Origin of the sequence: Streptomyces sp. NPDC051684, assembly GCF_044453445.1 — a bacterium.
In the GTDB taxonomy this organism is placed as follows: domain Bacteria; phylum Actinomycetota; class Actinomycetes; order Streptomycetales; family Streptomycetaceae; genus Streptomyces.
The window spans coordinates 1-12774 of sequence record NZ_JBITCS010000063.1; the positions used below are offsets into that span (position 1 = coordinate 1).

Below are 12774 nucleotides of genomic sequence, written 5' to 3' on the forward strand. Positions count from 1 at the left end.
AAGCCATGGTCACCATCGCCTGCCTACGACTCTGGCTGCCATGACTTTGCGGACACGACCTAGGGCCTGTCTTCAATCTCCCGTCGTCGCCCGGAAGATTGAAGACAGGGCCCTAGAGGTCCAGCGTCTTTCGGTGTTCGCGCCAGCGGTCCATCATCTCGCTCAGTTCCGTCTGGACGAACTCGAAGAAGGCCAGGGTCTCCGCGATGCGGCGGCCCGCGGGGGTTCCGGGTCCCAGGCTCGTGACGCCCTCGCGCAGCGCGTCCTCCCAGCGTTTGAGGATGCTGTCGCGGTTGGTCAGCGCCTCGTACCACTGGTTCTCGTGCACCCGGAAGAGGTCGCGCCGCGTCCCGGGCTCGCGCTCGCGCGCGACCATGTGCTGCTGGGTCAGATAGCGCACCGCCCCGGACACCGCGGCCGGACTGACCTGGAGCTGCTTGCCCAGTTCGGCGGAGGTGAGAGCGCCGGAGTCGGAGGCGAGGAGGGCCGCGAAGATCCGGGCGGGCATCCGGGTCATGCCGGCCTCGACGAGCTGGGCGGCGAAACGCTCGACGAACCGGGAGCGGGCCTCCTCGGCCGCTCGTGCCCGCGTCTCGCCCATGCCCTGCGTACCCATGTCCCGATCCTCTCCCCTTGCCCGGTCTGCGACGCCAGTTTATACGTTTCCTTAACTTCACAAATTTGTGAAGCACGCGTAGCTTCAGAATCATGACGAAGGCAATCACGGTCTCCGGACTGCACAAGTCGTTCGGCAGGACCCACGCGCTCGACGGACTCGACCTGGATGTCGAGGCCGGAGAGGTGCACGGCTTCCTGGGCCCGAACGGAGCGGGGAAGTCCACCACCATCCGCGTCCTGCTCGGCCTGTTGCGCGCGGATTCCGGCGCCGTCCAGCTGCTCGGCCGCGACCCCTGGGCCGACGCCGTGGAGCTGCACCGCAAGGTCGCGTACGTCCCCGGTGACGTGACGCTGTGGCGCAACCTCAGCGGTGGCGAGGTCATCGACCTGTACGGGCGGCTGCGCGGCGGCCTCGACAAGAAGCGCAAGGCCGAGCTCATCGAGCGCTTCGAACTCGACCCGACCAAGAAGGGCCGCACATACTCCAAGGGCAACCGTCAGAAGGTCGCCCTCGTCGCCGCGTTCGCCGCCGTCGACATCGACGTGCTCATCCTCGACGAGCCCACCTCCGGCCTCGACCCGCTGATGGAGGACGTCTTCCAGTCCTACGTCGAGGAGGCCGCGCGCGAGCACGGGCGGACGGTGCTGCTGTCCTCGCACATCCTCAGCGAGGTCGAGGAGCTCTGCGACCGGGTCAGCATCATCCGCAAGGGCGTGACCGTGGAGAGCGGTTCGCTGGCCGAGCTGCGGCATCTGACCCGCACCAGCGTCACCGCCGAACTCGCGGGCGCGCCCGACGGGTTGGGCGCGCTGCCCGGCGTGCACGACCTCGACGTCCAGGGCAAGCGCGTCAAGCTTCAGGTCGACACCGACAAGCTCGACGCCGTGCTCCGCTCGCTCGCCGAGTCCGGTGTGCGCTCGCTGACCAGCACCCCGCCCACCCTGGAAGAGCTGTTCATGCGGCACTACCAGGAGGACGTCCGGGCGCCCGAGACGGCGGTGTCGCGATGACGACCCTCGTGAGCGACAATCGCTACGCCTCCAGGTCCGGTGGCGCGCGGCACCTCGCGGGCACCGGGACACTGCTCAGGCTCGCGCTGCGGCGCGACCGCGTGATGATGCCCGTATGGGTCGCCATCACCGCCGTGATGGTCGTGTCGATGCCGAACACGCTGAAGAGCGTGTGGCCCACGGCCGCCGACCGGGCCGACATCGCGGCCTCCATGAACACCAACAGCTCGATTCGCGCCATGTACGGGCCCGTCTTCGGGGACTCGCTCGGCGCGCTCACGGCCTGGCGCGCGGGCACCTTCGCCGCGGTCTTCGCCGCGATCATGAGCCTGCTGATTGTCGTGCGGCACACCCGTGACGAGGAAGAGAGCGGGCGGCAGGAGCTGGTCTCCTCGGCGATGGTGGGGCGGCGCGCGCCGCTGACCGCCGCGCTGCTCGCGGCCCTCGTGGCCAACGGTGTGCTCGCGCTGCTCGTCGCGGGCGGCCTCGCCTCCCAGGGCGGCGCGGGGGCGCTTGCCCTCGGGCTCGCGATCGGCGGCTGCGGGATGGTGTTCGCGACGATGACCGCGATCGTCGCCCAGTTCACGGAGAGCGCGCGGCTCGCCCGCGGAGTCACCTCCGCGGTGCTCGGTGCGGCCTTCGTGCTGCGCGCGGCGGGCGACTCCGGCACGAACGACGGCTCGTCGCCGCTGACCTGGATCTCGCCGATCGGCTGGGTCGAGAACACCCGCGCCTTCGCCGGCGAACGGTGGTGGGTGCTCGGGCTCTTCCTCGCCGCCGTACTGATCCAGGGCGCGATCGGCTACGAGCTTGCGGGGCGGCGCGACATCGGCATGAGCTTCCTGCCGACCCGGCCAGGACCCGCGAACGGGCGGCTCGGCACGGCCGGTTCGCTGGCCTGGCGGCTCCAGCGGGGCAGCGTGATCGGCTGGTCGGTCGGCTTCCTCGCGGCCGGTGTCGTCTTCGGCGGGATGACCGAGGGGGCGGCCGACCTGGTCGGCGACAGCGAGAACACCATGGAGATCATCGAGCGGATGGGCGGCCACTCCGGCATCACCGACGCCTTCCTCGCCACGATGGTCGGCATGCTCGGGATGGTCGCCGCGCTCTACATCGTGCAGGCGGTGCTCCGACTCAGCGGCGAGGAGACCTCGCAGCGGGCGGAGCCGATCCTCGCGAACGCGGTGGGCCGGATCGGCTGGGCCGGCGGCCACCTGGTGATCGCCTTCGCGGGCGCCGCGCTGATCATGCTGCTCGGCGGGGTCGGCCTCGCGCTCGGCTACGGCAAGGAGTTCGGGCCCGTCGTCGGCGCCTGCCTGGTCCAGCTCGCCGCGATCTGGACGCTCGGCGGGGTGGCCGTGCTGCTGTACGGGCTGCTGCCGCGGGCGGCCGCCGCCGCATGGGCGGCGGCGGGGGCGGCGCTCCTCATCGGCTGGATCGGCCCGGCGCTCAAGCTGCCGCAGGCCGTCATGGACGTCTCGCCCTTCGGTCATCTGCCGAAGCTGCCGGGCGGGGAGCTGACGTGGGGTCCGGTCCTTGCGGAGGTGGCGCTCGCGGCCGTGTTCGTCGCCGTCGGCCTGATCGGGCTGCGCAGGCGGGACATGTCCAACTGAGCAGTCCCGTCGCGGCGGAACCCGGCGGCGGCCCGAGCGCGTCCCTCCGACATGGGACAACGCACTCAGGCCGCCGTCGGCTGCCTCAGCACCCTCGCCGGTCTCGGCGCCGGGTTCGCCGTCTGGGGACCGTCCTCGCCGACGGCCGGATCCACCGGTTCGAGCAGGGGCCGCACTGGCGGGCCTTCGTCGTGGAACTGCCGCTGTGCCTGGCCGGCGGCACGCTCGCCGGAGCGCTGGCCGGGGTGCTGCTGACCCGCCTCCTCACAGCTCGACGCGCAGGCCGGTCAGGCCCCGGATGACGAAGTTCGGCTTGCGGTCCGGTTCGGCCGCGAGCCGCAGCGTCGGGGCCCGCGTCAGCAACGCCCGCATGGACGCGGCGAGTTCGATGCGGGCGAGCGGGGCGCCGATGCAGTAGTGGATGCCCGCCGAGAAGGAGATGTGCGGATTGTCGGCGCGGGTCAGGTCCAGCCGCTCCGGGGCGGCGAAGACCGCCGGGTCGTGGTTGGCCGAGCCGAAGAGGAGGGCCACCTCCGAGCCCGCGGGGATCGTGGTGCCCGCCACCTCGATCTCGTCGAGCACCCAGCGTTCGAAGAGCTGGAGCGGGGTGTCGTGGCGCATCAGCTCCTCGATCGCTGTGGGGACCAGCGAGTGGTCCGCGCGCAGGGCCGCCAGCTGCTCGGGGTGGCGGAACAGGGCCCACCAGCCGTTCACCGTCGCGTTGACCGTGGCCTCGTGCCCCGCGTTGAGGAGCAGGACACAGGTGGAGACCATCTCCTGCTCGGTGAGGCGGACGGGCCCCGTGCCGCCCTCGTCGTCGTGGGCGGCGATCAGCCCCGAGATCAGGTCGTCGGCGGGTCGGGCACGCCGCTCGGCGATCAACTCCCGCAGATAGTCGGTGAATTCGAGGGACGCGGTGACCGCCGCCCGCGCCGTCTCCCTCGACGGGTTCAGCTCGTACATGCCGCAGATCGCCGCCGACCACGGCCGCAGCGGCGCCCGGTCCGACTCCGGGATGCCGAGCATCTCCGCGATGACGGCCACGGGCAGCGGTTCGGCGACCGCCGTGAGCAGGTCGCCGCCACCGTCGGCCACCAGGCCGGAAACCAGCTCGCCCGCCAACTTCTGTACGTACGGCTGGAGTTGGCGCACCGTGCCCGGCGTGAACGCCTTCGACACCAGGCGGCGGATGCGCGTGTGGTCCGGGGGCTCCAGGTCGAGCATCCCGTGGTCGTTGAGGGTGTGGAACGGCTCGTGCTCGGGCGGCGGCGCCGTGCGGCCGAAGTCCTCGTGGGCGTACCGGTGCTGGTAGCTGCGGCCCAGTCGGCGGTCGCGCAGCAGCGCCGACACGTCGGCGTGGTGCGGGATCAGGTACTGGTTCGACGGCTCGAACCAGTGCACCCGGCCGGCCTCGCGCAGTGCCGCGTAGGCCGGGTACGGGTCGGCGACGAAGTCCGGGGACCAGGGGTCGAACGATTCCACGAGCGCGTCCATGTCCGGACGCTAGCCCCGCTCACCCCGGCGTGACCAGACGTGCCTCGTACGCGAACACCGCCGCCTGCGTCCGGTCGCGCAGCCCCAGCTTCACCAGCACCCGGCTCACATGTGTCTTCACGGTCGACTCGGCGACGACGAGCCGCTCGGCGATCTCGACGTTCGACAGCCCCTGTGCGATCAGCACCAGCACCTCTGTCTCGCGCTCGGTCAGCTCCCCGTACGCCCCCGGCTGCCGCCCCACCGGAACCGGCGAGTTCTCGGCCAGCTTGGCGAACTCGGTGATCAGGCGGCGGGTCACGGTCGGCGCGAGGAGCGCCTCGCCGCTCGCCACCACCCGTACACCGTCCGCGAGTTCGCGCGCCGAGGCGTCCTTGAGGAGGAAGCCGGAGGCCCCGGCCCGCAGCGCCTGGTACACGTACTCGTCCAGGTCGAAGGTGGTCAGCACGAGGACCTTCGTGCCCGCGTCCGCCGCGACGATCTCGCGGGTCGCCTCGATGCCGTTCAGCTCCGGCATCCGGATGTCCATCAGGACGACGTCCGGGCGCAGTTCGCGGACCTTCGCGATGGCCTCCACGCCGTTGACCGCCTCGCCGACGACCTCGAAGTCCGGCATCGCGTTCAGCAGCACCGAGAAGCCCTCGCGGACCATCATCTGGTCGTCGGCGACCAGGACCCGGATCACGCCTCGCCCTCCGTCCCGGTGGCCGCGGCGCGGGCGACGGGGATGAAGACCGCCACCTCGTAGCCGCCGTCGTCCGTCCCCTCCGCCGTCATCTCGCCGTCCAGCATCGACACCCGCTCACGCATCCCGGTGAGACCGTGGCCCGCACCGGGACTCGGCTTGACCAGCCCGGTCGACGGACCGTTGACGATCCGCAGGCCGAGGCCCCCGAGGACGTACGACACCTCGACGGCGGCCGCCGAACCAGGGGCGTGCCGCAGCGCGTTGCTCAGCGCCTCCTGCACGATCCGGTACGCCGACAGCTCGACGCCCTGCGGGAGTTCACGGGCCGCGCCCGTCACCGTCCGCGTCACGGGCAGGCCCGCCTCCCGCACGTTCTCCAGGAGCTTGTCGAGGTCGGCGAGCGTGGGCTGCGGGGCGTCGGGCGCCGCCGTGTGCTCGGAGGACTCCACCCGTACGACGCCGAGGACCCGGCGCAGCTCGGTGAGCGCCGCCACCGCGTTCTCCCGGATCGTGACGAACGCCTGCTCCAGCTCGGGCGGCGGGTTCTCGACGCGGTAGGGCGCGGCCTCCGCCTGGATGGCAACGACCGACATGTGGTGCGCCACCACATCGTGCAGTTCGCGTGCGATGTTCGAGCGCTCCTCCAGGAGCGTGCGCCGGTCCCGCTCGACGGCCGTGACCGTGCGCTCCTGGACGACCTCGCGTCGCGCGTTGCGGTTGACCTGGACGAGCGCGACGATGCCGACGCCGATGCCGGAGAGCACCGCCATGGGGACGGCGATGCCGCCGTCCAGGCCGCCGAAGACCGCCGCGGAGAGCAGCGAGTACAGCGTGGACAGGGCCCACATCCAGGCCGCCGTACGCGGCCGGGTGCGCGCCGCGACCACCATCATCACGATCGTGTGGCCCAGGAGGCTGCCGCCCGACCACGGGTAGAGGCCGTCGCCCGTGGCCCAGACCAGGAGCGGGGCGGCCCCCAGCGAGAGCCAGAAGGCGAGGACCGGGCGGAGCAGGGTGAGCGCCACCGGGACCGCTGCCATCAGCCCGGCGACGAGGGCGAAGAAGCTGTCGCCGATGGCGCCGTAGCTCGCCATGCCCGTGATCAGAGTGAGCCCGGCCAGGCCGAGGACGACGGCGTGCGGCAGCAGCCCCAGGTGCCGGCGGAAGCGGTCGGGGAACTGTCTGGCCCACGGCCCGTCCGTGCCGGCCCGCGGCAGCGGCCGGTACGCGAGCACCCCCTGGAACAGGTCCTCGCGCAGCCCCCGCAACGCCGCCTTGGCGAGATTTATCTCAGGGCTGTGCTCACGCGGGCCCTGGACGATGGTCGTGTCCGTCATGGCATTCACGGTAGGTCGCGGGGACACCGCCCCGCGTCCGTACGAAGGAGGGTTCGGCGGGGTCCGTCGCAAGGACTACGGGCCCCGACGACGGGGTCACCAGGCCAGTTGCGCGATCTCCTCCGCGACCACCGCGCAGGCGTCCGCGGACGGGTCGATCACCGGGAAGTGGCCGACCTCCTCCAGGAACGTGACGCCCACGACCTCGCCCGCCTTCGCCGCCGCGTCCGCGTACGCCTCGGCCAGCTCGAACGGCACGGTCGTGTCCGCACGGCCCTGCACCACGGTCGTCGCGACACCGCTCGGCAGCAGCTCCACGGGGTCCGCGTACGGTCGACGCTCGTCGAACAACTCCCGCATACCGCCGAGCAGTTGGACGCACGCGCCGCCGCAGACACCCAGCTCCTCGGCGAGCACGAAGCCCACGAGCGGGGCGATGGCGACGACGCCGCGCAGCGCCGCCGAGTCCGGGGTGCGCCATGGCGCGCCCTCCGGCAGCACGTGCCGGGCCCCCGCCCACAGCGCGAGCTGACCGCCCGCCGAGTGCCCGGTGACGACGGTGCGGCGCGGGTCCGCCGACGGCAGGTGCTCGGCGGCGAGCGCGGGCATCGCGTCGAGCGCGGCCGCCACGTCGTCGAAGGTCTCGGGCCAGCGCCCCGCCATGGGGCCGTCGGCACCCTGGTGCGGCATCGCGCTCCCCCGCCGGTACTCGACGTTGGCGACGGCGAAGCCGCGCCGCGCGAGGAAGTCGCAGAACGGGGTCAGGTACTGCCGGTCGTACGGCCCCCGCCAGGCTCCGCCGTGCAGGACCACGACCAGCGGGGCCGCGGGCGAACCGTCCCTCGGGGCGTAGAAGTCGACGACCTGGTCCGGGTGATCGCCGTACGCGGCGCTGACGTCCGGCGGCACGACGGGATGCGAGAAGGCCGACGCCTCCTCCGCCTCCTCGCGGGCGGCGCCGGGCTTGTCGGGGTCTGGCATGCTCCAACCTCTCGACATCGTGCGGAACTTGACCAAATGCGAACGAACCGGCGGGTGGCCGGTGCGGCGCGGTATGCGGACGCTACCAGGCCCGTGACGTGCGTCAACACGTACAGTGACCGCACAAACGGTTCCTTCGTACCGTTACCCTGGCGGTCATGACCGGTAACCCGACCGACGCGCACGAACCCGGCACACTCCGTCCCGGCGGGCGCACGGCCCGTGTCCGCGCGGCGGTGCTCGAAGCGGCGGGCGACGTCCTCGCCGAGCACGGCTTCGACCGGCTCGACCTCGGCGACATCGCGCGGCGCGCGGACGTCGGCAAGACGACCGTGTACCGGCGGTGGGGCTCACCCACGGGTCTCGTCGCCGACCTCCTCGACCAGATGGCCCAGGAATCCCTCCCCCGCACCGAAACGGGCACGCTCCACGGCGACCTGTCGGCCAACGCCCACCTCGTCCGCGATACCCTCGCCGACCCCCGCCAGGGCCCCCTCTTCCGCGCGGTGATCGCCGCGGCGACGTGCGACCCGCGCACGGCCTCGGCCCTGGCCCACTTCTACGAGGTCCGGGCGGCGGAGTGGGCGCCGTGTGTGGAACAGGCGGTCGCCCGGGGGGAGTTGCCGACCGGCACGACCCCGTCGGAGGTCATCCGAGCGGTGTCCGCTCCGCTCTACTACCGCTTCCTCACCTCGGGCACCGCCCCCACGAACGCAGACGCGAACCGCGCGGTGGCGGGGGTCGTGGCGGCGGGGGTGGCGGGGGTTTATGTGGGGTGAGGGGTGTGGTGGTGATGGTTGGCGGGGCGGTGCCTGAGCGGCCGATTGCGCCGAACGCCGATCGGACCGTTTCCCCGCCCATCTCCCACCCGCTACGGCCGACGCCGCGACGAGACCGGTGCCGCGCACACATCGTTACCGGCGCCAACCCCGTGACAGCGCACAGGGACTTCGCCCCGGCGCAGCCGTGCGTGCCGCAGCACCCACGGAGGCCGAAGCCCCCGCCACCACCTCACCCGCCAAGGCCCCCGCCCCATCCGCCGAAACGGGTGACGCTAAGACAGTTCGCGCGCCAGCACCGACCCCGCCCGCTCCACATCCGCGAAGGACAGGTACAACGGCGTGAACCCGAAGCGGAGGACGTCCGGCGCACGGAAGTCGCCGACGACCCCCGCCGCGATCAACCGCGCCATGACCTCCCCCGCGTCCGCGCAACGGAGCGCCACCTGGCTCCCTCTCTCCCCGCGCTCGACCGGGGTCACGGTCTCGACCCGGCCCCCGGCAACGTACGCCTCGACGCACTCCAGGAAGAAGTCCGTCAGGGCAAGGGACTTGGCCCGCACCGCGTCGACCGAGACGTCGGGGCGCGACCACACGTCCAGCGCCGCCTCGAGCGCCAGCATCGACAGGATGTCCGGCGTCCCGACCCGCCCCCGTACGACCCCGTCCGCGGCCTCGTACTCGGACCGCATCCCGAACGGCTCGGCGTGCGAGTTCCACCCCGGCAGCGGCGAGTCGAACGCCGCCTGGTGTTCCCTCCGGACGTACAGGTACGCGGGCGAACCCGGCCCACCGTTCAGGAACTTGTACGTGCAGCCGACCGCCAGGTCGACCCCGTGTTCGTCGAGTCCGACCGGCAGCGCACCCGCGCTGTGGCACAGGTCCCACACGGAGACCGCCCCCGCCGCCCGGATCGCTGCCGTGAGCGCCGGCAGATCGTGCAGCCGGCCACTGCGGTAGTCGACGTGGTTCAACAGCACCGCCGCCGTACGCGAAGACAACGCACCCGGCACCTCGCCCGGCTCCACGGCACGCACCGAACAGTCGGTCATCCGCGCCGCGGAGGCGGCGATGTACCCGTCCGTCGGGAACGTCGCCGCGTCGACGAGTATCTCGTCACGCCCCGCCTCAGGACCGCCCACCAGCCGGACCGCACCCACAAGTGCCTTGAAAACGTTGACACTTGTCGAGTCGCCGACCACGACCTGGCCCTCGCCCGCACCCACGAGCGGGGCGATCAGGTCCCCGATCCGCTCGGGCGCCGTCCACCACCCCGACTCCGTCCAGGACCGGATCCGCAGCTCGCCCCACTGCCGGCGCACGACGTCGTCGACCCGCCCGGGCACGTTCGCGGGCAGCGCGCCCAGCGAGTTCCCGTCGAGGTACACGACGTCGTCGCCGAGCACGAAGTCACCCCGCACACCGGCGAGTTCATCCTTCGCATCCAGCTCGCGCGCCCGCTCGTACAGATCAGACATGGGACCTCGCCGTCCACAGCTCGGGGAACACGTTCTTCTGCGCCCGCTTCTCCAGCCACGCCACACCGGCGGAGCCACCCGTACCCGCCTTCGCGCCCATCGCGCGCCGCGTCGCCACCAGATGGTCGTTGCGCCAGCGCCACACCAGCTCGGCGACATCCGTCAACGCCTCGCCCAGACGCGCGAGTTCATCGTTCTCGTCACCCGCGTACAGGCGCGTCCACACCGCCTCGACCTCCGGCGACGGCACGTACTTCTGCGACACGTCACGGTCGAGCACGGCGCGCGGCACCGGATGCCCGCGCCGGGCCAGCAGCCGCAGCACCTCGTCGTACAGGCTCGGCTCGTGGAGCGCCTTCTCCAGCTCGGCGTGCACCCGCGGCGCTCCGCGGTGCGGCACCAGCATCGACGCCGACTTGTCGCCGAGCAGGAACTCCATGCGCCGGTACATCGCCGACTGGAAGCCGCTGCCCTCGCCGAGCGCGGACCGGTACGAGTTGAACTGGCCCGGGGTGAGCTGGCCGAGCGGCCGCCACGAGGCGTTGAGCGCGTCCAATTCCCTGACGGACCGTTTCAGCGCGGCCACCGCCGTCGGCACGTCGTCCGTGCCGAGGGCGCGGGCCGCCGTCTCCCACTCGTGCACGATGACCGTGAACCACAGCTCCATCACCTGGGTGGTGACCAGGAAGACCATCTCGCCGGGGTCGTCCGAGCGGAGGTGCTGGAGGTGGGTGAGGACGTCGGCCTGGACGTAGTCCTCGTAGGGCGTGGTGCCCGCGAAGTCGAGATGCGGGGTGGCGGGCGCCTCCGTGTCGCGCCCTGCCTCGTGATCCGCGTCGTGGGACATCGCTGTCTCCTGTTTTGTACTCCGGGTAGCGGTCCGCCCTGCCGTTACCGACACGGGGCCCCGGTCCCCGACTGCATCCTCCGCAATCGTCCCCGCAAACGGCAAGGCCCGCCTGGTCACAATGGACCGGGCGGGCCTTGGCGAGGGTGGGAAACCTCAGGTCAGCGTCTGCGCCGCCGCCTCCGATGAGTCCTTCAGGAACTGCGTGCAGCGCTCGTGCTCCGCCTGCTCACCGATGGCGCCCGCGGCCCGCGCGAGGGCGTGCAGGGCGCGCAGGAAGCCGCGGTTGGGTTCGTGCTCCCACGGCACCGGGCCGTGGCCCTTCCAGCCGGCGCGGCGCAGCGAGTCGAGGCCGCGGTGGTAGCCGGTGCGGGCGTAGGCGTACGACTCGACGACGCTGCCGCGCTCGAACGCGTCGTCGGCGAGCTGCGCCCAGGCGAGCGAGGAGGTCGGGTACTTCGCGGCGACGTCCGCAGGGGCCGTGCCGGACGCGAGCAGTTCGCGCGGCTCCGGGTCGTCCGGGAGCTCGGTCGGGGGCGGACCGCCGAGGAGGTTCTCGTGAAGGTTCATGGGGTCAAGTGTGCCGCGCCCGGCCGGTGACCCGTCGAGTGCCCCGGTGCCGGACGACGACACGCCACGGGCCCGGCCCCCCGAAGGGAACCGGGCCCGTGCACGAGAAGCGCCTTGCTTGCGCGTACCCGTCCGAGTTATCCGAGTTACTTGATGCGCGTACCCGTCGAGCGCAGGTTCTCGCAGGCCTGGACGATGCGGGCGGTCATGCTCGCCTCGGCCTTCTTGCCCCACACGCGCGGGTCGTACGTCTTCTTGTTGCCGACCTCGCCGTCGACCTTCAGTACGCCGTCGTAGTTCTCGAACATGTGGCCGGCGATGGGCCGCGTGAAGGCGTACTGGGTGTCGGTGTCGAGGTTCATCTTCACGACGCCGTTCTCCAGCGCGGTCGTGATCTCCTCGACCGTGGAGCCGGAGCCGCCGTGGAAGACGAAGTCGAACGGCTTCGAGCCGGCCGGCTGGCCGTACTTCGCGGCGACGCCCTCGTTCAGCTCCTTGAGCAGGTCGGGGCGGAGCACGACGTTGCCCGGCTTGTAGACGCCGTGCACGTTGCCGAAGGACGCGGCCAGCAGGTAGCGGCCCTTCTCACCCAGGCCCAGGGCCTCGGCGGTGCGCAGCGCGTCGTCGACCGTGGTGTAGAGGTTGTCGTTGATCTCGTGCGAGACGCCGTCCTCCTCGCCACCGGTCGGCGTGATCTCGATCTCGAGGATGATGTTCGCGGCCTTGGCCTTGGCGAGCAGCTCCTGCGCGATCTCCAGGTTGTCGGAGAGCGTCTCGGCCGAGCCGTCCCACATGTGGGACTGGAACAGCGGCAGGCCGCCGGCCTCGACGCGCTTCTGCGAGATCGCGAGCAGCGGGCGCACGTAGCCGTCCAGCTTGCCCTTGGGGCAGTGGTCGGTGTGCAGCGCGATCTTGTTGCCGTAGCGGGCGGCGGCGACGTGCGCGAACTCGGCCAGCGCCTCGGCGCCCACGACCATGTCCTTGACGCCCTGGCCCGAGAGGTACTCGGCGCCACCGGTGGAGATCTGGATGATGCCGTCGGACTCGGCCTCGGCGAAGCCCTGAAGCGCGGCGTTCAGGGTCTGCGTCGACGAGACGTTGATGGCCGGGTAGGCGAACTTCCCCGCCTTGGCCCGGTCGAGCATCTCGTTGTACTGGTCCGGGGTTGCGATGGCCATCTGCCGTCTCCTCGTAAAGCGCGTGATTGCGGGTTCGGGTTGCTGTGCTGGGTGACCCTCACCAAGGGGGTGACATCATCGTCGACCCCATCTTTCCAGACTTGTGCGAATGCTCCAGCCCGGCGAAGGCCCCGGTGGTCCGGGGCCTCGGTCTGGGGCCTCGGTCCGGGCCTCGGTCCA

At 71.7% G+C, this 12774-nt stretch carries 12 protein-coding genes; 3 read left to right on the top strand and 9 right to left on the bottom strand.

Annotation, left to right across the window (positions count from 1 at the left end):
- Positions 1-112: 112 nt before the first annotated feature.
- Complete coding sequence (locus tag ACIA8D_RS39755) at positions 113-616, bottom strand: GbsR/MarR family transcriptional regulator (protein WP_399240040.1); 504 nt, start codon at positions 614-616, stop codon at positions 113-115.
- 92 nt (positions 617-708) lie between these two features.
- Between ACIA8D_RS39755 and ACIA8D_RS39760 the strand changes: the two genes are divergently transcribed.
- Together ACIA8D_RS39760 and ACIA8D_RS39765 are read left to right on the top strand one after the other, a co-directional pair.
- A complete protein-coding gene (locus tag ACIA8D_RS39760) occupies positions 709-1629 on the top strand; it encodes an ATP-binding cassette domain-containing protein (RefSeq protein ID WP_399240042.1) in 921 nt (306 codons plus the stop codon).
- Positions 1626-3242 carry an ABC transporter permease gene (locus tag ACIA8D_RS39765; RefSeq protein ID WP_399240044.1) on the top strand — a complete coding sequence of 539 codons (1617 nt, stop codon included), beginning with the start codon at positions 1626-1628 and terminating at the stop codon, positions 3240-3242. Before ACIA8D_RS39760 ends, ACIA8D_RS39765 begins: the two co-directional genes overlap by 4 nt.
- Positions 3243-3506: 264 nt before the next feature.
- Here ACIA8D_RS39765 and ACIA8D_RS39770 read toward each other — a convergent pair whose 3' ends face one another.
- The 4 genes from ACIA8D_RS39770 to ACIA8D_RS39785 all read right to left on the bottom strand — a co-directional run bounded on the left by ACIA8D_RS39770 (position 3507) and on the right by ACIA8D_RS39785 (position 7742).
- On the bottom strand, positions 3507-4736 hold the full coding sequence (locus tag ACIA8D_RS39770; protein WP_399240046.1) for a cytochrome P450: 1230 nt from the start codon (positions 4734-4736) through the stop codon (positions 3507-3509).
- Between the two features lie 19 nt (positions 4737-4755).
- Positions 4756-5391, bottom strand: a complete 636-nt coding sequence (locus ACIA8D_RS39775; RefSeq protein ID WP_399240089.1) for a response regulator — start codon at positions 5389-5391, stop codon at positions 4756-4758.
- 26 nt (positions 5392-5417) lie between these two features.
- On the bottom strand, positions 5418-6761 hold the full coding sequence (locus ACIA8D_RS39780) for a sensor histidine kinase (RefSeq protein WP_399240048.1): 1344 nt from the start codon (positions 6759-6761) through the stop codon (positions 5418-5420).
- A 96-nt stretch (positions 6762-6857) separates the two neighbouring features.
- Complete coding sequence (locus ACIA8D_RS39785) at positions 6858-7742, bottom strand: alpha/beta hydrolase (protein WP_399240050.1); 885 nt, start codon at positions 7740-7742, stop codon at positions 6858-6860.
- A gap of 158 nt (positions 7743-7900) precedes the next feature.
- Between ACIA8D_RS39785 and ACIA8D_RS39790 the strand changes: the two genes are divergently transcribed.
- Positions 7901-8521 carry a TetR/AcrR family transcriptional regulator gene (locus tag ACIA8D_RS39790; protein WP_399240052.1) on the top strand — a complete coding sequence of 207 codons (621 nt, stop codon included), beginning with the start codon at positions 7901-7903 and terminating at the stop codon, positions 8519-8521.
- Positions 8522-8796: 275 nt separating this feature from the next.
- On the opposite strand, the gene kynU is transcribed toward ACIA8D_RS39790, so the two are convergent.
- From kynU to fbaA, 4 genes are all read right to left on the bottom strand, one after another.
- Positions 8797-9999, bottom strand: coding sequence for a kynureninase (kynU, locus tag ACIA8D_RS39795; protein ID WP_399240054.1), 1203 nt, complete (start codon positions 9997-9999; stop codon positions 8797-8799).
- Positions 9992-10846, bottom strand: coding sequence for a tryptophan 2,3-dioxygenase family protein (locus tag ACIA8D_RS39800; RefSeq protein ID WP_385763287.1), 855 nt, complete (start codon positions 10844-10846; stop codon positions 9992-9994). The genes kynU and ACIA8D_RS39800 overlap by 8 nt, the downstream gene beginning before the upstream one ends.
- A gap of 156 nt (positions 10847-11002) precedes the next feature.
- Positions 11003-11416 carry a DUF3151 domain-containing protein gene (locus ACIA8D_RS39805; protein WP_399240056.1) on the bottom strand — a complete coding sequence of 138 codons (414 nt, stop codon included), beginning with the start codon at positions 11414-11416 and terminating at the stop codon, positions 11003-11005.
- A 146-nt stretch (positions 11417-11562) separates the two neighbouring features.
- Positions 11563-12594 carry a class II fructose-bisphosphate aldolase gene (gene fbaA, locus ACIA8D_RS39810; protein WP_385763291.1) on the bottom strand — a complete coding sequence of 344 codons (1032 nt, stop codon included), beginning with the start codon at positions 12592-12594 and terminating at the stop codon, positions 11563-11565.
- Between the last annotated feature and the right edge of the window lie 180 nt (positions 12595-12774).

Excerpts from the sequence above, each read along its gene's own strand:
- ACIA8D_RS39790 (WP_399240052.1), top strand. The coding sequence starts at position 7,901 with ATGACCGGTAACCCGACCGACGCGCACGAACCCGGCACACTCCGTCCC.
- kynU (WP_399240054.1), bottom strand. The coding sequence starts at position 9,999 with ATGTCTGATCTGTACGAGCGGGCGCGCGAGCTGGATGCGAAGGATGAA.
- ACIA8D_RS39805 (WP_399240056.1), bottom strand. The coding sequence starts at position 11,416 with ATGAACCTTCACGAGAACCTCCTCGGCGGTCCGCCCCCGACCGAGCTC.
- ACIA8D_RS39765 (WP_399240044.1), top strand. The coding sequence starts at position 1,626 with ATGACGACCCTCGTGAGCGACAATCGCTACGCCTCCAGGTCCGGTGGC.
- ACIA8D_RS39780 (WP_399240048.1), bottom strand. The coding sequence starts at position 6,761 with ATGACGGACACGACCATCGTCCAGGGCCCGCGTGAGCACAGCCCTGAG.
- ACIA8D_RS39785 (WP_399240050.1), bottom strand. The coding sequence starts at position 7,742 with ATGCCAGACCCCGACAAGCCCGGCGCCGCCCGCGAGGAGGCGGAGGAG.
- ACIA8D_RS39800 (WP_385763287.1), bottom strand. The coding sequence starts at position 10,846 with ATGTCCCACGACGCGGATCACGAGGCAGGGCGCGACACGGAGGCGCCC.
- ACIA8D_RS39775 (WP_399240089.1), bottom strand. The coding sequence starts at position 5,391 with ATGATGGTCCGCGAGGGCTTCTCGGTGCTGCTGAACGCGATGCCGGAC.
- fbaA (WP_385763291.1), bottom strand. The coding sequence starts at position 12,594 with ATGGCCATCGCAACCCCGGACCAGTACAACGAGATGCTCGACCGGGCC.
- ACIA8D_RS39770 (WP_399240046.1), bottom strand. The coding sequence starts at position 4,736 with ATGGACGCGCTCGTGGAATCGTTCGACCCCTGGTCCCCGGACTTCGTC.
- ACIA8D_RS39760 (WP_399240042.1), top strand. The coding sequence starts at position 709 with ATGACGAAGGCAATCACGGTCTCCGGACTGCACAAGTCGTTCGGCAGG.
- ACIA8D_RS39755 (WP_399240040.1), bottom strand. The coding sequence starts at position 616 with ATGGGTACGCAGGGCATGGGCGAGACGCGGGCACGAGCGGCCGAGGAG.